The organism is Bacillus sp. sid0103, from assembly GCF_019219025.1.
In genome coordinates, this window is sequence record NZ_JAHUWN010000036.1 from 1 (window position 1) to 22,860 (window position 22,860).

The window sequence follows — 22,860 nt, forward strand, 5'->3', positions numbered from 1 at the left end:
AGATTAGCTACATCTTGTGAATGATAACTAGGAGGAGCCGTGTGCGTGAATAGCGCAAGCACGGTTCTGCGAGGGGGGAGAAACACAATCTACCGCGAGGTAGAGAGGTTCTCTTCTACTCAACTAGCTGAAGAAAAAATGATATTGTATGGTATTAATTTGTATAATGGGAGTATCTAGGTAAGGGGGGACAAAATGATTCAATTACACCAAAAATCTGATACTGTAATCATTGTAATACACGAAATTTATGGGATTAACCAGCATATGCAGAGTTTTTGTGAATTATTATCAAAACAGAGTTTTGATGTAATTTGTCCAAATTTATTAGAACGAGTGACACCTTTTGATTATTCTGAAGAGGAAGTTGCTTATCGTAATTTTATGGTAAACGTAGGATTCGCTGACGCTTTACACAAAATAAAAGATATAGTATCAGATGTTAAAGATGAGTATCAAAAAATATTTATCATCGGATTTAGTGTGGGTGCAACTGTTGCTTGGTTGTGTAGTGAGGAAGAAGGTGTCGATGGAATAGTTGGATACTATGGGTCACGTATTAGGGATTATGTGGAATTAACACCAAAATGTCCTACAACGCTATTCTTTCCGCAAGAAGAACCATCATTTAATGTGGACGAGTTAATTTCAACATTATATAACAAGAATATCGAAGTACATAAATTTAATGGAACACATGGATTCAGTGACCCTTACTCTCTAAAATATAATGGAATATCAGCCCAAAAAGCATTTAGTGAAATGGTAGATTTTATTATAAAACATTAATTAAAACAATTAGGTAGTTATTTAGTAACGGGGGCAAGAGTTGAAAAGGGGATTGCTGTGGCGATCTCCTTTTTGTTATTGAACAAACGGGGCTGGATAGTTGAAGAATGAACAGATAATAATGAAACCTTTTTCTGGGAAAATTCGTATAAAAATAAAGCAGATATTCAAAGGGGATGTCCTTTTCAGAGCTGGCTGCGATAAAAGGGCAGCCTTCTTTAGGGTGTTTAACCATTCACGATATCTACGAGTCCACTTTTTTCCTTTGAAAGGAGGGTGTATATCATTTCTTAAAAGGAATTTCAATAATCGATGTTTTGCCCTTAATTCATCTTCTTTGGCATCTTCACGAGCCCGAACGAGATCCCGAAGGGCTTCGTCATCTTCTGTTGGAACATAAACAGAAGTTAATTCGCCGGCACGAAATAACTTTGCTAGTTTAATCGAATCCCTACGGTCAGTTTTAATGCGTTCACCTGGTTTCTTTGGGATTAAAGAGGGTGCGATCACTTCACACTCAATTCCAAGACTAAGAAAAAGCCGATATAAACCATAGCCAGTTGGTCCGGCTTCATAACACACTCGAAGATTTTCCTTCTCACCTAGCTTCTTTACTAACTTTCGAATAGATTCCACTGTGTTAGGAATCATGCCTAAATACCTTGGCTCGTCCCGACCTTCGTCTGCAATGGCAACGGCAATTTTTTCTTTGAAACGTCTAAACCTACATATTTTATGGTATCCTTCATAATAGCTAGCTCCTTTCGTAATGTAGCTCTGATTTGGTTTGCTTTTTCCAGTAAACAGTGTAACCAAATTAATCTACGGTGTTACGAGTAAGGAGCTAGTTTCGTTCATGATAACTTAAACCATCGGGGCAGCATTGTTGAAAAAGGAGATAGCTAAAAATTGATGACAGACAGGAGTTAGATAAGATGATAAAAGGTTTCGGAGGAATATTTTGGAGAACTAAGAATCTTGAAGTTGTAAAAAAATGGTACAGTGAAGTGTTGAAGATTGATATAGAAAATTGGAATGGGACTGTGATTAAACCCCAATTAGGAAATGAGACTATCTTTTCTTTCTTTACCGAGAATGACAGTTATTTTCCAACAGAACAACAAGTGATGTTAAATTTCCAGGTACATAATCTAAACGAGACTATTAAGCATCTTGAACATATTGGTGTAGCTCTTGTAAAGAAAAAAGAGATTAGTGAATATGGAAAGTTTATTTGGATTAAAGATCCTGAAGGTCGACTGGTCGAGCTTTGGGAGAAATAGCGGGTTGTAATTCATTTGCTATTGAGATAACGGGTAGCTTTAGGTAAATAAGATTTCGGTACAACTAATAAAGAAAACTCGCCATTTTAGTGAACTGCACCCCAAATTTTAGACACATCTAAATTTGGAGGTGCTTTTCTTTTGGCTAAATTTATGAATGAAGAAAAAATTGAAGCCGTGAAACGATATTTAGAAGGAATTGTGGGTTGTCCAACTATTGCAAAAGAGATCGGAGTTCATAAAAGGAGCCTTCGAAGGACTGATTTAAAGGTCAATATTGATTTTATAACTTGTAAAAACGGTAAAAAGGTATTGAATGAAACAACTTTCTTTTTTTTGTTGTAGGTATTTAGCCTTAGTCAATTGCATTCCCTTTCGACTTATGCTATGACTAGACTAGAATTTAAACGATATAGGTGTGGTATTAATGAAAATTAAAGCGTTGTTTGTGGCCCCATATGCCGCAATGGAGAATTTAATAGAAGAGTGTCGGTTGGAAGAAACCGAGTTAGATCTACACATTAAGATTGGAAATCTTCAGGAAGGTGTGGTTTCGGCAAAAAGGGCGGAAGCACAAGGATTTGACGTAATCATTAGTCGTGGTGGAACCGCGAAGCTAATCGGAGAAGCTGTAGGCATTCCGGTTATCGATGTCCATGTTTCCGGTTATGATATGCTTCGTGTCTTCACGATCGCAAATGATCTTCCGAGGAAAAAGGCGATCGTTGGATTCCCTAACATTACCCTCGGAGCCAAAGCAATCATAGATCTGTTGGATATTCCCATAGATATTTTCACGATTGATGATGAAAGTGAAACAGAGCCTTTACTCTTAAGATTAAAACAAGAAGGGTATCAGCTCATAATCGGGGATGTCGTAACGTACGAGACAGCTTCAAGATTAGGTCTTCTAGGCATATTGCTTCAATCTGGAAGGGAAGCCATATTTGATTCTTTTAAGGAAGCGAAAATGGTAGCCAGATGGATGATGAATAATAAGCTAGAAATCGAACGATTAAAGGCTTTATTACATGTTACAGCTAAAGACTTTATGCTCCTCTCGCATAATGGTGAGATTATCTATGAACAATGGACTACTTTCGATTCAAGACCTTTAAATGAAATTCCAATCATATTGGATCATACTAACGGGAAGGAAACCGCCTATATAAAGGCTAATAATGGTGAAGCATTAAAATTAATCAAAACGAAAATGACTATAACTGAATCCACCTATCTTTTTTGTCAATTTTCTCGCTTGAAAATAACTCCTGCATCAGAGGGAAATTTGAAGGTCAATGTGTTATCTCCCCCTCTAATCATTCATCAAAGTGAAGCTATGAATTCATGTCTTAACATGATCCATCGATGTCTTAATCATTCTCATTTTATCTTAAATGGTAAAAGGGGTACCGAAAAGGAATTGATTGCTCAGTATATACATTACCATAAAACACATGGAAACGGCTTATACGCTGAGATTAAAGCATTGGAATTACTAGATATAAGCCCGGAAAATGTAGATAAGGATATTAAAACCATCTATATTCATTCCGTTGATCAGTTAGATAATGGATTAAGAGAAGAGTTGTGGAGAAAAATAGTTTCCCTAAAAAGTAAGGGTGTAACTATTATTATGGCTATGATCGAACAGCAGCAATCATGGGGATTATACGGAGATGATATCCTTCGAATTTATATCCCTTCATTGTCTGAACGGAAAGAAGATTTAAGGGAACTTGTCACGTCGTTTATTCTTCATTTTAACCAAACTATTGGGACATCTGCGATTAAAATGAAAGAAGATGGTTTAACTGTACTGGCAAAGTATGAATGGCCGGGTGATGTGGAGGAATTAAAAGCGTTATTAAAAGATGCCGTCCTCATAGAAAAGGGGTATATCATTGAAAAAGAATTGGTTGAAAGTCTGTTAAATCAGAAAGGAATCCAAGATGTAAATATTTCTTCTGATTTTTTGAGTGGGACATTAGAAGAGATTGAGAAGAAAATCATTGAAAAAGTGCTTGAAGATGAGGAATATAATCAAACGAAAGCTGCCAAACGTTTAAATATTAATCGCTCAACACTTTGGCGTAAATTAAAAGGTTAACTTAATAATTGTTTAAAAATGCAACGATTTTAATTTATTGAATTTTTATTTCGATAAAATCGTTGCATTTTTTGTTGAATGGAGTTAAAATCAAAAATGTAATCGATTTCAAGTGTTTTAACTGTTTAAAAATACAACAATAGGGGATGAAATTGATATGAGAATTAAAGCAGCAATTGATAAAGTTCCAGGCGGTATGATGTTAATACCTTTACTTATTGGAGCATTAATTCGTACATTTTTACCGGGGATTTTTGAATTACCTGAATTTAAAAGCTCTTTTACAGGGGGATTATTAACAGGAACTTCAGCGTTACTGGCAGCATTTTATATTTGTTTAGGTTCAACTATTCGATTCCAAGCAACCGGTTACATCTTGAAAAAAGGGGTAAGCTTATGGGCTGGTAAAATTGGAACAACATTTCTGATTGCATTACTGATTAAAGCCATTTTTCCAGATCAGAACCACTTATTTTTAGGTTTATCTGCTTTAGCAATTATTGCGGCATTTTCTGATACAAACGGTGGACTTTATATGGCACTTATGGGTCAGTTAGGAAAGAAAGCAGAGGATGTTGCTGCCTATTCCATTATGTCTCTTGAATCTGGACCATTCTTTACGATGTTAATTCTTGGTGTTGCTGGATTAGCAAGTTTCCCACTGTTAGCATTTGTGTTTGCTATCCTTCCATTATTACTTGGAATGATCCTCGGAAACCTTGATGAGAAAATGCGGGAATTTTTAAGTAAGGGACAAGATGTGATTATTCCATTGTTTTCTTTAGCCATCGGAGCTGGAATTAACTTAACCAATGTCGTGAAAGCTGGTTTTTCTGGTGTCATCTTAGGTGTAGCAGTAGTCGTAGTAACCGGATTAGTCTTATTTATCATTGATCGTATTACAGGAGGAAACGGTGTAGCAGGTATTGCCGCTTCATCAACTGCTGGAAATGCTGCAGCTGTACCAATGGCTGTTGCGGCTGTTTATACTGGATATAGTGAGATTGCAGCTACAGCAACACTTCAAGTTACAGCAGCTGTTATTGTTACTGCCATTTTCACACCACTCCTTACAACTTGGTATGCGAAACGGGTAGAGCAACGAAATGCAACAGTATAACTTGTGCATAAGAAATGTAGTAGTAAAGGAGTCGTAATTTATGCAACGTTTTTACATTATTGCAGATGATCTAACAGGAGCAAATGATGCAGGTGTGCAGTTATCAAAAATTGGGATATCCTCTACTGTGTTCCTAGATTATAAAGACACAACTTTACAATCAACAGAGGATGTTGCCATTATTGATACCGATAGTCGTGCGATAAGTGAAAAAGCTGCTTATGAAACGATTTATAAAGCGAGTTCTATTTTTCGAAAACAAGGATATGAACAAGTATATAAAAAAATGGATTCAACATTAAGAGGAAATGTAGCCGCTGAATTGGCGGCTCTTGTTTCTGTTTATCAACCTGAAATTATTGTTGTTGCTCCTGCTTTTCCAAAAATGAATCGCCAAACGATTAATGGGTATCAATATGTGAACGGTGAACGTGTATCGGAAACAGAATTTGGCCGGGATCCGAAAACACCGGTAAAAGATAGCTTTATTCCGAATTTATTTAATAAATATGTTGACGATCGAATTTGTCTAATCGACCAAGCTTTATTAAACTCTTCAAATGAGGATGTAATTAAAAAAATTGAAGAGAATACAGGGCAGGGCACTACTTGGTTTATTTGTGACGCATCATCGGATGATGACTTGAAGATGATTGCAGATACATTTGCAAAGGTTAATAAAAGAACAGTTTGGGCTGGATCAGCTGGCTTGATTGAATATTTGCCGAATGCCTTACAACTAAAAAAGGCGGAAAAAAATCAGCAAGAGGAACTAGCCATCACAAGGACCTTAACGGTATCAGCAAGCCTTTCTATGGTTACAAAAACTCAACTGGAGATGGTTAAGGCTTTATCGGATACTTACTTTGTCGAAATGGATCCAGTGGATTTAATTAAAAAAACCTATCGTGTACAGGACATTGTCGATCAGTTTACGGGCCAATCTAGCAAGAAGCATTATGTATTATTTGTGGATTCAACGATTAAAAATAGAGAAGCTACCAAACATCTTGAAACTGAGCTTTCTCTAGATAATAAACAAATTAGTGAAGCTATTTCCATGGAGCTTGGCGTGATTGCTAAAGCAATTGTAGAAGCAATTCATGATATTAATGGATTAATTCTAACTGGAGGGGACACGGCAAAAGCTGTCTGTAATCAACTAAATATGAATCAAATGCAATTGCATACAGAAATAGAAGTTGGATTACCTTTAGGGAAATTGGGTAACGCAATAAACGCTCGAAGGTATTGGACTGTTACAAAGGCCGGCGGTTTTGGAAATAAACATTCATTACAAAATACTTTGAAATATATGATAAGAGAGGATGTTTGACATGGTTGAAACCAAACCAATTATCGGAATTACAATGGGAGATGGAGCAGGTGTAGGCCCGGAAATCATTTTAAAAAGCCTTAAAAATCAGGGAATCTATGATATATGTAATCCCATTGTCATTGGTGATACCAAAATCCTGAATCGCGCCAAAGGATTTGTTAATAGTGATTTAACAGTTGAAACGATTACAGAAGATCAACTTGATAATCTTACGTTTGAACGTGGAATCGTCTATTGTTTGGACCTTAATTTACTTAACGAAGACCTGCCTGTCGGTCAAGTGTCTGCAGAGGCAGGCCATGCCGCATTTGAATACTTATCAAAAGCAATCGATTTAGCTAACAAACAGAAGATTGATGCCATTTGTACAGCTCCTTTAAACAAAGAAGCTTTACACAAAGGGGGACATCGATATCCTGGGCACACAGAAATATTAGCTGATTTAACGAATACAAGTGAATTCTCGATGATGCTTTCTGCACCAAACTTAAAGGTTATTCATGTGACAACACATGTTGGTATTATTGATGCAGTGAAAATGATTAATCCAGAACGCGTCTACCGTGTAATCAAGTTAGCTCATGAAACACTAACGAAGTCCGGAACTGAAAACCCAAGAATCGCTGTTTGTGGAATCAACCCGCATGCAGGTGAAAATGGCTTATTTGGTTACGGTGAGGAAGAAGAGAAGGTCATTCCTGGCGTGAATAAGGCGAAGGAAGAGGGAATCAACGTTGTTGGTCCATTACCAGCGGATACATTATTTTTCCGCACCGTTCGCGGTGATTTTGACATCGTTGTAGCTATGTACCATGACCAAGGACACGGTCCAGTCAAAGTATTAGGCCTAGATGCTGGCGTAAACATTACCGTTGGCTTACCAATTATTCGAACAAGTGTAGACCACGGAACTGCATTTGACATTGCAGGTAAGGGTATTGTTGAAGAAAAAAGCTTAATGGAAGCAATCCGTCAAGGTGTCGAACTTGCTCCAAAAAGAAAATAAAATACTTGAAGGGATGCTGATTTAATAAGCGTGGTTGCTTATTGAATCAGCATCCTTTTTTTATCTGGCCAATCTTGTTAAAGAATGGCGCCCTATTGTATAATGCAACAAAACTGCAACCACTTCATAAATCAGGTATGGCCTTATTACTTTCTCTTAATAGTTCTAAAAATACGCTTAACGCTTTAGTCTGGAATGGGGATCGTAAGACAACTGAAAATTTCCGTATAATTGGAAGTTGTTTTACGTTTATGACATTTAAAGAGCCCATTGAACATTCCTTACGAATCGCCCAGTAAGAAAGTAGACTAACTCCAAGACCTGCTTCTACAGATTCCTTAATTAGTTGTGTACTTCCAAACTCCAATGTTTTTTTCGGAATGATTTCACATAATCTGAACATTTTCTCAGTTATTTCTCTAGTTCCAGAACCATTTTCCCTGACAATCCACGTTTCTTCCTCTAATTCTGATATGTTAATTTCACCATTTTTTTGTGCCAAGCTATGTTTTGGTGATGCTACCAGATACATGGAATCTTCTGCAAAAGGTTCGATTACTAAATTTTTATCTTTGAATTCCCCTTCCACAATTCCCACATCTAATTGGTGCCCCAAAACTAATTTTGCTACCTCTTTTGTGTTCCCGATCGTAATGGTTGGAGTGATTAATGGATATTTCATATACATTTTTGCAATAACATGCGGTAAAACGTATTCCCCATATGTATAACTGGCACCAATTGAAAGAGGTCCACTCGTCTTGTTGGTTAGATCATCTATCAAGTAATGCATTTTTGTATAGAGACCTAATATCTCTTTTGCGTGATGATAGACAATTTCCCCAGCTTTATTTAAGCGTACAAATTTATTACTGCGCTCCAACAATTTTGTCCCCATGGTACGCTCAAAAGATTGAATATATTGGCTTACTGCAGGTTGAGTCATATGTAATTCTTCTGCTGCACGTGAAAAGTTTTCCATCTCTGCTACCGTTACAAAGACTTGTAACTGTTGATCCATTTTTATCAACCCTTTTACAGTTTATTTTTTATTATATAGTTTTACTTATGATAAGTATCATAAATAATTATTTTTCTTATGGATAGAAAAGGTTTAGTCTGAGATTGTTAATAAATAAAGGTGGTGATGAGATGGAAGTGCCATACACTAGAGTAAATAAAGAACCTATCCAACCCCTAAAAAAAACCTCATCTTTTGGCCGATGGATCGGTGGAATTGGCTTTACCTTTATGATTGCCTTACTGGGCTACTTATTGGCAAAAACGCCTGGATTTGATCATGTTGGTCAATTAGCGTCCGCCATTGTGATCGCAGTCATGTATCGGCAATTTTTTGGTTACCCTGAACTCCTCCGTTCAGGTATAGGATTTTCTTCGAAAAGATTATTACGGTTTGCGATTATTTTGTATGGACTTAAGCTCAATATAGGTACGGTTTTACAGGATGGTTTAGGATTACTTGTTCGAGATACTGGGGTTATTATCTTTGCTATCTTGGTAACAGTATGGCTAGCTAGAATGTTGAAAGCAGATAAAAATATATCACTTCTTCTTGGAGTAGGTACAGGGGTGTGTGGTGCGGCAGCCATAGCTGCGATAGCACCAATTATTAAATCAAAAGATGAAGATACCGCCATTGGTGTTGGTATTATTGCTTTTGTTGGAACGATTTTTGCGATTTCTTATACGATATTACGGCCCTTCTTAGCGTTATCAGACATAGATTATGGCATTTGGTCAGGAATTAGCTTACATGAAATTGCTCACGTAGCCTTAGCTGCAGCACCAGGGGGACAAGATGCACTAGCTTTTGGTTTACTTGCAAAATTAGGTCGAGTGTTTTTACTTGTTCCATTGTGCTTCCTTTTGATGTACATCATGAAAAGGAAAAGATCTAGGGACGAATGTTCTGAAACGAAGGTTGAATTTCCATGGTTTTTAATAGGGTTCATTATCATGAGCATTATTGGAAGTTATGTCATTGGTACAACTATTCCAGTATCAAGTGAATTTATGAATGGTATTTCCAAGCTTACTACATGGTATTTAACAGCAGCAATGGTCGGACTCGGATTAAATGTATGTCTTCGGGATCTCCGTACGAAGGCATTAAAACCGTTAATCGCGATGGGGATTACATCTATCTGTCTTTCAATTTTAGCTTACTTTATTGTATAAAAATGATAGTTTATTATATTAAACTGAAAGTTAATTAAAAAAGCATGAGGACAAAAAAATTTCCTCAAGCTTTTTTTATTTCGAATTAGTATGGAATGGAGTTTTTTATTTTAATTTAGCTTGTTATTTCTTTTTCGGTTTTAACGGGATACTGTATCTAAATCATCCGGGAGTACTTCTACATCGCCATCAAGTTAAATTGATTGATTCGCAAACAAAAAAATGGACCCCTATAAATGACTGTAGAGAGATAAAATCTTTGTTTTGAAGGTACTTCAAAATATTAGCTTGATGGGTAAATGCTATCCCTATCAGAGTTAACACATTAACATGTTCTTGTACGCTATTTCAGTTATACGAAATCTAAAAAAATTTTGTTAACTGATAGGTTAGTTGAATCACTTTATAGAAATACCTTGAAGAGTTTATCACAGATGCAAAACTAGTTCCTAGTCTTAGGAAGAGTCTAAGCTTGATGATAAAGGATTTTTTACTATGAATGATAGCAAAATTGAGAAATTCCAAAGAGTGGGGTGCGCAAATCAAGCAGTTTTACAGAAGAAATCAGTTGGCATGGTTCTTGCAATATAAATGATAAGTAAATAGAGAAAGGAGGGAGGAGATGAATCCACAACTACTCTGTGAGAGTCTCAGAAAAGGATGACAACAATTCAAGTATTCCTTTCCATTTTTTCTGGAACGATTGTTGGATTCGTACTTGGTTTGCTCGGTGGAGGTGGATCTATTCTTGCGGTTCCTCTTTTGCTTTACGTTGTCGGTATGAAAGATCCTCATGTGGTCATTGGCACGACAGCGTCAGCCGTAGCTATAAATGCCTACGTAAACCTTATTCCACACTCGCGTGCCGGTAATGTGCAGTGGAAGGCAGCAATTGTTTTCGCCATCCCTGGTGCCCTGAGTGCTTATACAGGATCAATGATTGGAAAGTTGGTACCTGGAAAACAGTTGTTATTTCTTTTTGCCATTCTGATGATTGTTATGGCTGTAAAAATGGTTACGCCAAAAAAAGAGGAGAGTAGTCAAGCAGACAATCTTAAAAATCAAATCAAAATGCCACAGTTGATCATCATGGCGATCCTGGTGGGATTGTTATCCGGATTTTTCGGGATTGGCGGCGGATTTTTGATTGTTCCTGGCTTGATTTTTGCGGCAAGAATGCCAATGATTACGGCAATTGGATCTTCTTTGGTATCAGTCGGTACATTTGGACTTACAACCGCAGTAAGTTACAGTTTATCCGGCCTCATAAACTGGTGGGTTATGTTGGCGTTTGTTGGAGGAGGAGTTGGCGGTGGAATGGTGGGAGCAAGGCTTGCGGCACGCTTAAGTAAGCGGCGGCGCACACTCCATTATATATTTTCCGGTGTCGTTATGTTCGTCGCCATTTACATGCTGATTATTAATGCTGAAGCCTTAGATTTGTGAGCTGCTTTACTAAAATGGAGATGAGGAGATAAGAATGCCAAAGGTGAAGAATGAGACACATTACAAAATTTTGATTATAGGCGGTGGGAGTGCTGGAATTACGGTTGCAGCCCGTCTCCTGCGTGAATCACACAGCCTAAGCGGAAATATTGCCATCGTTGAACCCGCAACAAAACATTATTATCAGCCATTATGGACGCTTGTCGGAGCTGGCGAAGCGGATAAAACGGTGACACAAAGGGAAGAATCATTCGTTATTCCGAGTGGAGCCGTGTGGGTGCAGGATGCGGTTACCGCATTTCAACCAGATGAAAATGCGGTTATAACAGCATCTGGAAAGAAACTGCACTATGAGTATCTAGTAATTGCTGCAGGGATTCAAATTGATTGGCATAAAATCAAAGGGTTAAAAGAAAGTATTGGAAAGAATGGGGTATGTAGTAATTACTCTTATGACTATGTTGATAGCACATGGGAAACGATTCGCAACTTCAAGGGAGGTACTTCCATCTTTACGAATCCGAATACTCCGGTGAAGTGTGGTGGAGCCCCTCAAAAAATCATGTATTTGGCGGATGATTATTTCAGAAAATCAGGAGTGCGCCCACACTCTTCAGTTATTTTTGCTTCAGGCAGCCCAAGCATATTCAATGTGAAAAAATATGAACAGGCACTTAACAAAATAATAGAACGAAAAGAAATCGAGACATGGTTTATGCACCATCTCATTGAAATCGATGGTGAAAAAAAGCAAGCGACATTCGAAAATCTGAACACACAAGAGCGTGTAAAAATCCAATATGACATGATTCATGTGGTACCACCAATGAGCGCCCCTGACTTTATTAAGAATAGCCCGCTTGCGGCAAGTAATGGTTGGCTGAATGTAGACAAATATACGCTGCAGCATCCATGCTTTGACAATGTTTTTGGCATTGGGGACTGCACCAACCTGCCTACATCGAAAACGGGGGCTGCGATTCGTAAACAAGCACCCGTACTTGTAAAAAATTTACTTCATCGGATGCGAGCCAAACCATTGGTTCATCAATATGACGGTTATACATCATGCCCGCTTGTTACCGGATATGGACGGCTTATACTGGCCGAATTCAATTATGATTTACAGCCGCAGGAAACCTTCCCAATCAATCAGGCACGCGAGAGGTACAGCATGTATGTATTGAAGAAAAACTTCCTTCCCGTTATGTATTGGAAGGGAATGCTCAAAGGTAGGATGTAATCATGTTTCAGATGGTCATAACAAAACAAAAGCAAGCGCTTAAAAGGAGGATGACTGATGTTACTCAAATACTTTTATGATGAGAAACTGGCTCAAGCTTCATACCTTGTGGGATGTCAGGATATGGGCGAAGCAATCATTGTTGATCCGTCACGCAATATAGAACCTTACATAGAAACAGCAAGAGCACATGGTGTTCGGATTGTGGGTGCAACGGAAACACACATCCACGCAGACTTTTTGTCTGGTTCGCAGGAGCTAGCTTCCAGGCTGGGAGCCACATTGTATTTTTCTGATGAAGGAGGACCGGACTGGAAATATGAGTACGCAACTGGGTATGAACACTTTTATCTTAGAAATGGAGATGTTTTTGCCATTGGAAATATCCAATTTGAGGTGATGCATACACCAGGACACACACCTGAACATATATCGCTGCTTGTAATAGATGGCGGTGCATCTATCAAGGGCCCGATCGGCATATTTACCGGAGATTTTGTGTTTGTCGGTGACGTGGGGCGTCCCGATTTATTAGAAAAAGCCGTGGGGGTACGAGGTTCCTCAGAAAAAATGGCACGCATGATGTATCGGTCATTAAAGCAGTTTAAAAAGCTTCCTGACTATCTGCAAGTATGGCCAGGACATGGAGCGGGCAGTGCCTGTGGTAAAGCGTTAGGAGCAGTACCTTCTTCAACCATCGGCTATGAAAAACGGACAAATTGGGCATTGCAATATGATAACGAGGATCGTTTTATAGAAGCGCTGTTGGCTGGACAGCCGGAGGCACCCCCTTATTTTTCAAAGATGAAGCGGTTGAATAAAGAGGGGGCACAGCAAATCCAAAGGATGGCAGTACCGCTTCGTATGGATGTTTCAATCGGCATTGTGCAGGAATGGGTGAAACAGGAAATGGTCATTGATACGCGTCCAGCTAGTGATTTTGCCGCAAAGCATATACGAGGCGTGATGAATATCCCTTATAATAAATCATTTGTAACTTGGGCGGGATGGCTGTTGAATTATGACCAGCCAATCTATCTTCTAGCAACCAATACGGATGTGGCAGATATCGTGAAGGATCTCCAGTCCATTGGATTGGATCGCATCGTTGCCACAATGGATCCATGTGTGATGGAGCTGCTAGGTGAATCTGATTCGCGTGGAATGAAATATGAAGAAGTGACATTGGATCAGGTAGAGGGCGCAATTCAAACAGAAGGCATATATGTACTTGATGTCCGAAGTAAGGGCGAGTGGGAAGAAGGCCATATTCCGCAGGCGAAGCACGTGATGCTCGGTCATCTGCAGGAACAGGCACACACCATTCCGCATGATAAACCTATTTTAGTTTATTGCAAAACTGGCGGAAGATCTGCTATCGCTGCAAGCCTTCTGCAAGTTCATGGTTTTAAAGACGTACAAAGTCTTGTGGGCGGTTATGAGGAATGGAGAAAACAGGAAAAGTTGCGAACCACTAGAGATTTTTAAATGAAATCTTTGAATTTTATCATCTATGCGAATATTTACCATGTTTGCAAACTTGCCAATGCTTATAATGAAAGCGTTTATAAAATGGACATTCGCGGTATTCGGAATTCAATCAAGAATTCTATAAAAACAAGGCGATTTTATAAGGGAAATAAGTTGGCATGAAAATTGCTTATATAAATTACGTAAAGAGGTTTATGCATATGCAAACATGAAAAGGAGAGATACTTCATGAAATATAATTTTGACCAAGAGATCTGTCGCCTAGGCACTGACTGTGAAAAATGGGATAATCTTAAAAATCAATTTGGCGTAAAGGATGTTATTCCGATGTGGGTGGCCGATATGGATTTCCAGTCTCCGCAACCTGTCATCGAAGCGTTAAAACAGCGGGCGGAGCACGGTGTTTATGGCTACGGGCTTAGATCAGACTCGTATATGGAATCCATTGTTGACTGGATAAAAAGAAGACATCGATGGTCCGTTAAGAAAGAATGGATTACCCACAGCCCAGGCGTAATTCCGGCCTTATCGCTTTCGATTCAGTCCTTTACGAAGCCAGGAGATAAAATTATTATCCAACCGCCTGTATACCATCATTTTGCCCGTGTGATCCAAGCGGCCGGCCGTGAAATTGTAAGCAATCCGCTTATGCTTGAAAATGGGCGCTATTCCATGGATTTCGAAGACTTGGAGGCAAAGTTAGATGCAAAGGTAAAAATGTTAATTCTGTGTAGTCCTCATAACCCGATCGGAAGGGTATGGAGCAAAGAAGAATTGACGAGGTTGGGACAGCTTTGTATAAAGCACAACATTCTCATTGTAGCGGATGAAATTCATTTTGATTTTGTTTATAAGACACATACTCACATTCCTTTTGCTTCTATTTCAGAAGAGTTTGCGAATCACTCCCTTTCCTGCATTGCGCCAAGCAAAACTTTTAACCTGATGGGTGTGCAGACGTCGAGTATTATTATTCCAAATCAGCAGCTGCGCGATAGGTATAATCAGGAACTTCATACATTATCCATTGGCTCGCCAAACATATTTGGCGCTGTTGCATTAGAGGCTGCTTACCGCTATGGAGAAGAATGGCTGGATCAGCTCCTTGAATATTTGCAGGGGAATTTGGAGTACACTCTGAGTTACTTCCGCAACAACATTCCGCAAATCAACGTCATCAGGCCAGAAGGCACATACCTTGTATGGCTGGATTGCCGGGAATTGTGTTTTTCAGTTAAGGAACTGGATGAATTTATGTTACAGAGAGCAAGAGTTGCAATGAATGAAGGACACATTTTCGGTAGGGAAGGTGAAGGATTTATGAGGCTAAATATTGCTTGCCCGCGTTCAATGTTAAAAAATGCGCTGGGTGGAATAGAAAACGCTGTCGCTTCTCTATGTAAAGTTCATTAAGTTATTTTGTGATAATTTTTTTTATTATTCCATATAACGAACGATATAGTAGAGGAGGATCATATGGCAGGCTTTATTGGCATACAGCAGTTTATTCAAGACTACACGGAGAACACGGCAGAAATACTTGGTTTGGATATAACTGTACTTGATGAAAAGGGCGTTCGCATTAGCGGGACCGGCTATTATAAAGAGCTCATTGGCAAAGCGGCTCCGGAAGGCTCCTTTTTCAAAATGATATTGGAAACTGGAGAGCCTGGAGTAATCTACGATGTAAAAAAAGATGAGTCGCAATGTATGAAGTGTCAATTCGTTAATCAATGCAAAGAACTCGCCACCATTGGGTTTCCTATTGTAAAGCAAGATAAACTAGTTGGCGTCATTGGTATGATTGGTTTTTCTCATAAACAAAAGGAAAAAATGATTATAGAATCAGAGAAGCTGATACGTTTTTTAAGCAATGGTAGTACATTGTTAGGCAATAAATTAGCGATGCTAGACCTTGGTAAAGAAAAGGGTTGTAAAATTCAAGAGGATATCCCGGTCCCCCCAAATACCATTTCTTTTGAAAACATTCTTGGTAAAGATTCTGGGCTTCAAGATGTGATTAAAAAAGCAAGAAGGATTATGAACAGCCCATCCACTGTCCTGATAAGGGGAGATAGCGGTACGGGGAAGGAATTATTAGCCAAAGCGATTCATTTTGAAAGCAAGCGCCGAACGTATCCATTTGTAGCAGTCAATTGCGCCGCCATACCTGAAAGCTTGTTGGAAAGTGAGTTGTTTGGTTATGAGGGGGGATCATTTACCGGTTCAAACCGGAATGGGAAAATAGGAAAATTCGAATTAGCGGATAATGGAACCATTTTTCTTGATGAAATTGGGGATATGCCTCTATTCTTGCAACCCAAATTATTACGGGTTTTACAAGAAAGAGAGATTGAAAGAATCGGTGGAAAAAAAGCAATCGGGATTAATGTACGTGTGATTGCGGCCACTCACCGAAACCTGGAAGAAATGGTGCAGAAGGGCACTTTTCGCGAGGATTTGTACTATCGTCTCAATGTCATCCCCCTCCATACTAAATCCTTGCAAGAGCGGCGTGATGATATCGTCTTGTATCTCGATCATTTCATTCATAAACATTGCAGGATCATGCAAAGGTCTCCACTGAGACTTGACCCTATGCTAGAGCGATGGCTTATACGTTATGATTGGCCGGGGAATATACGGCAGTTGGAAAACGCCGTAGAATATATGGTCAATATGGCTGAATTAGATATTATCTGCTTCCATGATGTACCTGATTATTTACTTCAACAGGATCGTCTCTCAGTCGAGAGTAGAGGAATGAGTTTAGAACAAATGATTTCAGATTATGAAAGAGATGTAATCCAGAGCTACTTCTTAGCTGAAAAATATGATAAAGAACAAATCGCCCGGGAACTACAGATTAGCCTGTCTACTCTTTATCGTAAGTTAGAAAAATATAAATTATGTTAACTTTATTAAAAAGATAACTATTTTTCTTGATTGGAAGTTAATTGAAATGAAAGCGGGAGAGTGCTTCTATCATTTTCTCGCCTGGATTTTTAGGGAGGGGTGAGGACAAAAGAAGCAGGTAGTGCTACGTTTTAAAATAACTGAAATTTCTAAAAAGACACAAGAGAGATTAACAGTCAGAAGAGACAATACAAATTGCATTTGAACTATGAGTAAATAGGGGGACATGCTATGGGGAGATTAGAAGCAGAGTTAAGTAACGTGTTAGAAGGGCGAAATTCAAAAGGATCATTACAACGGAAGCTGAAATCTAGACATTTAACGATGATGGCTATTGGGGGCGCTATTGGAACGGGATTATTTGTATCCAGCGGATCAACGATTAGCACTGCAGGGCCGGGAGGAGCGCTTGCTGCATACATTCTGGTCGGCATTATGGTCTATTTTGTCATGAATAGTTTGGGAGAGCTATCGGCCTTTTTACCGGTTCCAGGGGCCTTTGACATTTATGCCTCAAAGTATGTTGATCCTGCGTTTGGCTTTGCCTTAGGTTGGAACTATTGGTATACAACCGCGATTACGGTTCCTGCTGATTTGGTGGCCTCTACCCTTATAATGAAGTATTGGTTCCCAAACGTACCTTCTCTCTGGTGGAGCGCACTATTTCTGGGGTTGCTGCTACTCTTAAATATTTTATCAGTCAAGGCATTTGGAGAAACTGAATACTGGTTTGCCGGTATTAAGGTCATCTCGATCATCGTGTTTCTCGTTATTGGCGTTGCCATGATTTTTGGAATTATGGGAGGACATGCGGTCGGGTTCAGTAACTTTACCCAAGGAGATGCACCATTTCATGGAGGACTTATATCTATCTTTAGTGTAATGCTCGTCGCTGGTTTTGCATTTCAGGGAACTGAAGTTATTGCGACGGCTGCAGGTGAAACCGATAATCCTTCGAAGAACGTACCAAAAGCGATTCGTTCAATCTTTTGGCGAATCCTCATCTTCTACGTATTAACGATTTTTGTTATCGGCTTGATTATTCCTTATACAGATCCGAACCTACTTAAATCCGGCGTTAAAAATGTTTCTATCAGTCCCTTCACGCTCGTTCTTCAAAGAGCCGGTTTGGCATTTGCGGCTTCAGTTATGAATGCCGTGCTCCTTACGTCTGTTTTATCGGCAGCTAATTCAGCAATGTATGCGTCTTCACGTATGCTATGGGCATTGGCGAAAGAAGGAAAGGCACCACGCATCTTTGGACGGCTTAACCGGAAGGGAATTCCCATGTTGGCTCTGTGTACGACGGCGATTTTAGGACTTGTCTCCTTTTTGGCTTCCCTTTTTGGAAATGGTTCGGTTTTTATTTGGCTGGTAAATGCTTCAGCTCTTACCGGATTTATCAAGTGGTTAGGTATTGCCGTCAGTCATTATCGTTTTCGTAAGGCATATGTGGCACAAGGAAGAGATTTAAATGAATTGCCGTTTAAAGCCAAATGGTACCCGCTGGGTCCGGTTATCACGCTGTTATTTTTTGTAGTTTTCATTCTTGGACAGAATCTTTTTTCCGGACATCAAGTTAGCTGGGCAGAAATACTCGCGACATATATTGGTCTTCCTATTTTCTTGCTTCTCTGGCTTGGTTATAAATTCATTAAGAAAACAAAGGTTGTTCCTCTTATGGAGTGTGATTTTGAACGCAAAGAATAGTAGGGAAAGCTGTGTGTAATGTACGGCGCTTATTTTCAGAGGAACATTAAACACAATTCCGTTTAAATAGGTTTACATTAAAAAAAGAGGTGGTTTTTATGATAAAAGAAACAATCATAACCAAAGAAGCTCCCAAGGCTATCGGTCCTTATTCACAAGGTATTAAAGCAGGAAATGTAGTGTATACTTCAGGGCAGCTCCCGATTCATCCTGAAACCGGAGAAATGCCTGATAATATTGAGGAGCAAACAAGGATGTCTCTGGAGAATCTCAAGCAGGTTATAGAAGCGGCAGGAGCAAGCTTACAGCAGGTAATAAAAACAACGGTTTTTTTAAGAGATATGAATCATTTTGCCGCGATGAATCAAGTATATGGAGAATTTTTTTCCGTGAATTATCCGGCTAGAAGCGCGATTGAAGTTGCTCGTTTACCAAAAGATGCTTTGATTGAAATCGAAGCGGTTGCTATGGTTTAATCATAATCATTGAAAAGAGAACGTCAGATTAATATTCTCTTTTCTTAATTTACATATGGCTTTAAACAGAGGATACAGGAGGAGATAACATATGAATTTAGCACAGTTTCCTAGACAACGATATACACCAACATATACACCCATTGAGAAATTACATCATTTTTCTGAAGTTCTTGGTGGCCCTTCGATTTATATTAAACGAGATGATTTACTTGGGCTGACGGCCGGTGGAAATAAAACAAGAAAACTAGAGTTCCTTGTTGCCGATGCATTGGAAAAAGGCGCGGATACGTTAATTACATGTGGAGGCATTCAATCAAATCATTGCCGTTTAACGTTGGCCGCTGCCGTTAAAGAGAAAATGAAGTGCATTCTTGTATTGGAAGAGGGGCTTTTAACAAATTCTGAGCCAGATTTTAATGGTAACTATTTTCTGTATCATTTACTGGGCGCTGAAAAAGTCAAGGTTGTACCTAATGGGACAGACTTGATGAAAGAAATGATGAAAGTAGCTAAAGAGGTAACGAATGAGGGATATAAACCTTATATCATTCCTGTTGGGGGATCGAATGGCATTGGTGCAACGGGATATGTTGCTTGCGCTCAGGAGATTTTGGCACAGTCCTTTGATCAAGGAGTCAATATGAATGCTGTTGTTTGTGTAAGCGGTAGCGGGGGAATGCATGCAGGTTTGGTGACTGGCTTTTATGGAAATCAAAGTAAAATACCGGTAATCGGAATAAACGTAAGCAGAGGAAAAGTGGAACAAGAAGAGAAAGTTTTTCAGCTTGTTAAAGAAACTTCAGCACATATTGGCATTCCAAATTCAATCCCTGGTGAGGCTATTACGTGTTTTGATGAATATGTCGGACCAAGCTATGCTTTACCTACGCCTGAAATGGTGGAAGCTGTCAAGCTCATGGCAAGAACAGAAGGGATTTTGCTGGATCCGGTATATACAGGTAAAGCAGCAGCGGGACTCATTGATTTAATACAAAAAGGCACCTTTAAGCCGGACGATAACATCCTATTTGTTCATTCAGGCGGAGCCTCAGCGTTATACGCCAATACTTCGCTCTTTTATTGAAGTTTAAGAGGGAATTGCTCCTATTCATACGGGTGGTATTTTTGGAGGGATGAGAAAATTAATATGTTATATCGATCGATTTAAAAAGTGTCTGTTGATGGACATATCTTCAGATGTGTCCATCAGATTTAAAAAAAGAGTTGTATGAGTGAATTTAGTTTACGAAAAAATGTAATCGCATACAAAAATATCTTGAAAAATGACAAATCATGCTTAGAGTCCAATGAAATAAAGGTTATTGTGCCAAATGACAATGAAAGAGAGAGTGTAAACAGAATACTAAAATTAGGAGGCGTTATAATAATGAACTATTCATCAAAACTAGTAAAAGTAAATAAAGATCCAGGGCATGGCTCACACATCTCCCCTGTTTATATGACTTCAACGTTTGTTTTTGATAATGCAGAAATTGGAGCAAAACGCTTCGCGGGAGAAGATCCAGGATTTATGTATTCACGCCTGGGAAATCCAAATGTACGAGAGCTAGAAGAGAAGGTAGCGGAATTGGAATTTGGTGAAGGTTGTTTGGCGTTCTCATCTGGGATGGCTGCTATAACTGGTTGCCTCTTGGGTATTTTGCAGGCAGGAGATCACGTTGTTGCACACACAGCGTTGTATGGGGCGACGCACGCATTTCTAACCAAAACAGTAAAGAAGTTTGGAATTGATGTAACATTTGTACCATTTAAAAATGGGGAAGAGCTTGAACAACACATTACTGATAAAACGAAAGTGGTCTACTTTGAAACACCTTCCAATCCTACGCTTTCCTTAGTGGATATGAAAAGTGTAGCAGCGATCGCCAAGCAAAAGGGTATCTTGACCGTAGTTGATAATACGTTTTTGTCCCCATATTTGCAAAATCCTATTCTATGCGGAATTGATATTGTCGTCCACAGTGCAACAAAATATTTGTCCGGTCATGGATATCTTATTGGTGGACTAGTGATTTCCAGCAAGGAAATTATTGATCCGATGAGAAAAGAAGTGCAGAAGACTATGGGAGCAAATTTGTCCCCTATGGATGCCTGGCTTCTCTGTCAAGGGATACGTACATTACACATTCGCATGGATCGCTCACAAGAAAATGCACAAATTTTGGCTGACCGCTTGGAAAAACATAAGGCTATAGAGAAGGTTTATTTTCCAGGACTAGCAAGTTTCGAAGATAAAAATATCATGGAGAAACAAATGAAAGGTCCTGGAGCAATGATTTCTTTTGTCTTGAAGGGGGGATACGAAACAGGTGTTAAACTTATGAATTCAGTAAAATTGTGTACTTTAGCAGTTTCCCTAGGGGACATAGGTACACTAATTCAACATCCAGCTTCGATGACACATGCGATTATCCCTAAAGAAGAAAGAGAAAAAGCAGGTCTCAATGATGGACTCGTTCGTTTTTCGGTTGGAATTGAAGATGTGGAAGATATATGGAAGGATCTCGAAATGGCATTAGAATAACGGATGGTATCAGGAACTTTTGTCCACCTCTATTCGGAGGAAGCTCTAAACTCCGGGTATCCTCCCGGCATTATCCTAGTTTATCCATTCATTTACACACCAAGGCACTAGGGCGAGAAGTTGTAAACAACCCACTCATAAATTTTTTGTAGAGTATAAATAAAGAAAATTATCAGAATAATATAAAAATATAAATAATTAGAAAAATTTTAATAGTATAATTTCCATCGGTTGTCTAGAAAATAAGCTGTTATTGCTAGATTACCTGGTTATGAGGGAGGTGATTTCACAGGATCAAGACGTGAAGGGAATATTGGAAAATTTGAATATACGCACAAAGGGGGATATTTTTATGAAAAAGAGTTTAAAAATAGTCGCTTTTTCGTTACTCGTTTCACTTATGTTAACTGCATGTGGAAAAACGCAAAATCAAGCAACCACTCAATCGGATAATCAGGCATCTGGGAGTAAGAATCTGCTAGAGCAAATTAAAGCAGATAGAAAAATTAAAATTGGAACAGAAGGAACCTATGCACCGTTTAGCTACCATGATGCTTCAGGAAAATTAACTGGTTTTGATATCGAAATCGCTGAGGAAGTAGCGAACAGACTTGGTGTGAAACCAGAATTTATTGAAACCCCATGGGACGGTATATTTGCAGGACTTGATTCGAAGCGATTCGATATCATTGTTAATCAAGTAGGAATACGTCCGGACCGTCAGGAAAAATACGATTTTTCTGAGTCGTATATTGTGTCAAAACCTTTCTTGATTGTTCACAATGACAATGACACTATTAAATCATTTGCAGATTTGAAAGGAAAAAAAGCAGCTCAGACACTAACTAGTAATTTTAAGGATATAGCAATATCCAATGGTGCTGAGATCGTGGGAGTCGAAGGGTTTAATCAATCCGTTGATTTAATACTTTCAAAACGCGCAGATGCGACTGTAAATGATGGATTGTCCTATCTCGATTTCAAAAAGCAAAAGCCTGATGCACCTATTAAAGCTGTAGCAGAGCTTGATGAACCGGCACAAATGGGAATTATGTTTAGGAAAGGGAATAAAGAATTGGTAGAGGCCGTAAATAAAGCACTCTCCGACATGAAGAAAGATGGTACGTATTTAAGCATCTCACAAAAATACTTTGAAACCGATGTTTCAAAATAAGGAGTGTTCC

At 38.9% G+C, this 22,860-nt stretch carries 19 protein-coding genes and 1 pseudogene; 18 read left to right on the forward strand and 2 right to left on the reverse strand.

Annotated elements, in window-relative coordinates:
- Window positions 1-195: 195 nt before the first annotated feature.
- Complete coding sequence (locus tag KW850_RS27940; protein WP_218350992.1) at window positions 196-789, forward strand: dienelactone hydrolase family protein; 594 nt, start codon at window positions 196-198, stop codon at window positions 787-789.
- A 219-nt stretch (window positions 790-1,008) separates the two neighbouring features.
- Here KW850_RS27940 and KW850_RS27945 read toward each other — a convergent pair.
- A pseudogene (locus KW850_RS27945) lies at window positions 1,009-1,538 on the reverse strand (IS110 family transposase); the annotation flags it as partial.
- A 186-nt stretch (window positions 1,539-1,724) separates the two neighbouring features.
- On the opposite strand from KW850_RS27945, the gene KW850_RS27950 reads away from it, so the two are divergent.
- From KW850_RS27950 to pdxA, 6 genes are all read left to right on the forward strand, one after another.
- A complete protein-coding gene (locus KW850_RS27950) occupies window positions 1,725-2,072 on the forward strand; it encodes a VOC family protein (RefSeq protein WP_218350993.1) in 348 nt (115 codons plus the stop codon).
- 141 nt (window positions 2,073-2,213) lie between these two features.
- On the forward strand, window positions 2,214-2,417 hold the full coding sequence (locus KW850_RS27955; protein ID WP_218350994.1) for a transposase: 204 nt from the start codon (window positions 2,214-2,216) through the stop codon (window positions 2,415-2,417).
- 82 nt (window positions 2,418-2,499) lie between these two features.
- Entirely contained in the window at window positions 2,500-4,182 is a 1,683-nt protein-coding gene (locus KW850_RS27960; RefSeq protein WP_218350995.1) for a sigma-54-dependent transcriptional regulator, read from the forward strand.
- A gap of 157 nt (window positions 4,183-4,339) precedes the next feature.
- Entirely contained in the window at window positions 4,340-5,302 is a 963-nt protein-coding gene (locus tag KW850_RS27965) for a 2-keto-3-deoxygluconate permease (protein WP_218350996.1), read from the forward strand.
- A gap of 40 nt (window positions 5,303-5,342) precedes the next feature.
- Window positions 5,343-6,638 (forward strand): four-carbon acid sugar kinase family protein, encoded by a 1,296-nt coding sequence (locus KW850_RS27970; protein WP_218350997.1) that lies wholly within the window; start codon window positions 5,343-5,345, stop codon window positions 6,636-6,638.
- Window position 6,639: 1 nt separating this feature from the next.
- A complete protein-coding gene (pdxA, locus tag KW850_RS27975) occupies window positions 6,640-7,647 on the forward strand; it encodes a 4-hydroxythreonine-4-phosphate dehydrogenase PdxA (protein WP_218350998.1) in 1,008 nt (335 codons plus the stop codon).
- A 124-nt stretch (window positions 7,648-7,771) separates the two neighbouring features.
- On the opposite strand, the gene KW850_RS27980 is transcribed toward pdxA, so the two are convergent.
- The gene (locus tag KW850_RS27980) at window positions 7,772-8,668 is read right to left on the reverse strand and encodes a LysR family transcriptional regulator (protein WP_218350999.1); all 897 of its coding nucleotides are present in this window, start codon (window positions 8,666-8,668) and stop codon (window positions 7,772-7,774) included.
- Window positions 8,669-8,799: 131 nt separating this feature from the next.
- Here KW850_RS27980 and KW850_RS27985 point away from each other — a divergent pair, with 131 nt between their 5' ends.
- The 11 genes from KW850_RS27985 (at window position 8,800) to KW850_RS28035 (ending at window position 22,850) form a co-directional block, all read left to right on the forward strand.
- Window positions 8,800-9,846, forward strand: coding sequence for a YeiH family protein (locus KW850_RS27985; RefSeq protein WP_218351000.1), 1,047 nt, complete (start codon window positions 8,800-8,802; stop codon window positions 9,844-9,846).
- A 660-nt stretch (window positions 9,847-10,506) separates the two neighbouring features.
- The gene (locus KW850_RS27990; RefSeq protein WP_218351001.1) at window positions 10,507-11,292 is read left to right on the forward strand and encodes a sulfite exporter TauE/SafE family protein; all 786 of its coding nucleotides are present in this window, start codon (window positions 10,507-10,509) and stop codon (window positions 11,290-11,292) included.
- A gap of 34 nt (window positions 11,293-11,326) precedes the next feature.
- Complete coding sequence (locus tag KW850_RS27995) at window positions 11,327-12,535, forward strand: FAD/NAD(P)-binding oxidoreductase (protein WP_218351002.1); 1,209 nt, start codon at window positions 11,327-11,329, stop codon at window positions 12,533-12,535.
- 57 nt (window positions 12,536-12,592) lie between these two features.
- Window positions 12,593-14,023, forward strand: a complete 1,431-nt coding sequence (locus KW850_RS28000; RefSeq protein WP_218351003.1) for an MBL fold metallo-hydrolase — start codon at window positions 12,593-12,595, stop codon at window positions 14,021-14,023.
- Between the two features lie 231 nt (window positions 14,024-14,254).
- Window positions 14,255-15,439 (forward strand): MalY/PatB family protein, encoded by a 1,185-nt coding sequence (locus tag KW850_RS28005; protein WP_218351004.1) that lies wholly within the window; start codon window positions 14,255-14,257, stop codon window positions 15,437-15,439.
- A gap of 63 nt (window positions 15,440-15,502) precedes the next feature.
- Window positions 15,503-16,942, forward strand: coding sequence for a sigma-54 interaction domain-containing protein (locus tag KW850_RS28010; protein ID WP_218351005.1), 1,440 nt, complete (start codon window positions 15,503-15,505; stop codon window positions 16,940-16,942).
- Between the two features lie 231 nt (window positions 16,943-17,173).
- Entirely contained in the window at window positions 17,174-18,652 is a 1,479-nt protein-coding gene (locus tag KW850_RS28015; RefSeq protein WP_218351006.1) for an amino acid permease, read from the forward strand.
- A gap of 98 nt (window positions 18,653-18,750) precedes the next feature.
- Window positions 18,751-19,128, forward strand: coding sequence for a RidA family protein (locus KW850_RS28020; RefSeq protein ID WP_256358503.1), 378 nt, complete (start codon window positions 18,751-18,753; stop codon window positions 19,126-19,128).
- 91 nt (window positions 19,129-19,219) lie between these two features.
- Complete coding sequence (gene cuyA / locus KW850_RS28025; RefSeq protein WP_218351007.1) at window positions 19,220-20,215, forward strand: D-cysteate sulfo-lyase; 996 nt, start codon at window positions 19,220-19,222, stop codon at window positions 20,213-20,215.
- A 303-nt stretch (window positions 20,216-20,518) separates the two neighbouring features.
- Complete coding sequence (locus tag KW850_RS28030; RefSeq protein ID WP_218351008.1) at window positions 20,519-21,676, forward strand: trans-sulfuration enzyme family protein; 1,158 nt, start codon at window positions 20,519-20,521, stop codon at window positions 21,674-21,676.
- 352 nt (window positions 21,677-22,028) lie between these two features.
- Window positions 22,029-22,850 (forward strand): amino acid ABC transporter substrate-binding protein, encoded by an 822-nt coding sequence (locus tag KW850_RS28035; protein ID WP_218351009.1) that lies wholly within the window; start codon window positions 22,029-22,031, stop codon window positions 22,848-22,850.
- The last annotated feature ends 10 nt before the right edge of the window (window positions 22,851-22,860 follow it).

Excerpts from the sequence above, each read along its gene's own strand:
- KW850_RS27980 (WP_218350999.1), bottom strand. The coding sequence starts at position 8,668 with ATGGATCAACAGTTACAAGTCTTTGTAACGGTAGCAGAGATGGAAAAC.
- pdxA (WP_218350998.1), top strand. The coding sequence starts at position 6,640 with ATGGTTGAAACCAAACCAATTATCGGAATTACAATGGGAGATGGAGCA.
- KW850_RS27960 (WP_218350995.1), top strand. The coding sequence starts at position 2,500 with ATGAAAATTAAAGCGTTGTTTGTGGCCCCATATGCCGCAATGGAGAAT.
- KW850_RS27995 (WP_218351002.1), top strand. The coding sequence starts at position 11,327 with ATGCCAAAGGTGAAGAATGAGACACATTACAAAATTTTGATTATAGGC.
- KW850_RS28035 (WP_218351009.1), top strand. The coding sequence starts at position 22,029 with ATGAAAAAGAGTTTAAAAATAGTCGCTTTTTCGTTACTCGTTTCACTT.
- KW850_RS28000 (WP_218351003.1), top strand. The coding sequence starts at position 12,593 with ATGTTACTCAAATACTTTTATGATGAGAAACTGGCTCAAGCTTCATAC.
- KW850_RS28030 (WP_218351008.1), top strand. The coding sequence starts at position 20,519 with ATGAACTATTCATCAAAACTAGTAAAAGTAAATAAAGATCCAGGGCAT.
- KW850_RS27990 (WP_218351001.1), top strand. The coding sequence starts at position 10,507 with ATGACAACAATTCAAGTATTCCTTTCCATTTTTTCTGGAACGATTGTT.
- cuyA (WP_218351007.1), top strand. The coding sequence starts at position 19,220 with ATGAATTTAGCACAGTTTCCTAGACAACGATATACACCAACATATACA.
- KW850_RS27985 (WP_218351000.1), top strand. The coding sequence starts at position 8,800 with ATGGAAGTGCCATACACTAGAGTAAATAAAGAACCTATCCAACCCCTA.
- KW850_RS28020 (WP_256358503.1), top strand. The coding sequence starts at position 18,751 with ATGATAAAAGAAACAATCATAACCAAAGAAGCTCCCAAGGCTATCGGT.
- KW850_RS28015 (WP_218351006.1), top strand. The coding sequence starts at position 17,174 with ATGGGGAGATTAGAAGCAGAGTTAAGTAACGTGTTAGAAGGGCGAAAT.
- KW850_RS28005 (WP_218351004.1), top strand. The coding sequence starts at position 14,255 with ATGAAATATAATTTTGACCAAGAGATCTGTCGCCTAGGCACTGACTGT.
- KW850_RS27965 (WP_218350996.1), top strand. The coding sequence starts at position 4,340 with ATGAGAATTAAAGCAGCAATTGATAAAGTTCCAGGCGGTATGATGTTA.
- KW850_RS27950 (WP_218350993.1), top strand. The coding sequence starts at position 1,725 with ATGATAAAAGGTTTCGGAGGAATATTTTGGAGAACTAAGAATCTTGAA.
- KW850_RS28010 (WP_218351005.1), top strand. The coding sequence starts at position 15,503 with ATGGCAGGCTTTATTGGCATACAGCAGTTTATTCAAGACTACACGGAG.
- KW850_RS27970 (WP_218350997.1), top strand. The coding sequence starts at position 5,343 with ATGCAACGTTTTTACATTATTGCAGATGATCTAACAGGAGCAAATGAT.
- KW850_RS27940 (WP_218350992.1), top strand. The coding sequence starts at position 196 with ATGATTCAATTACACCAAAAATCTGATACTGTAATCATTGTAATACAC.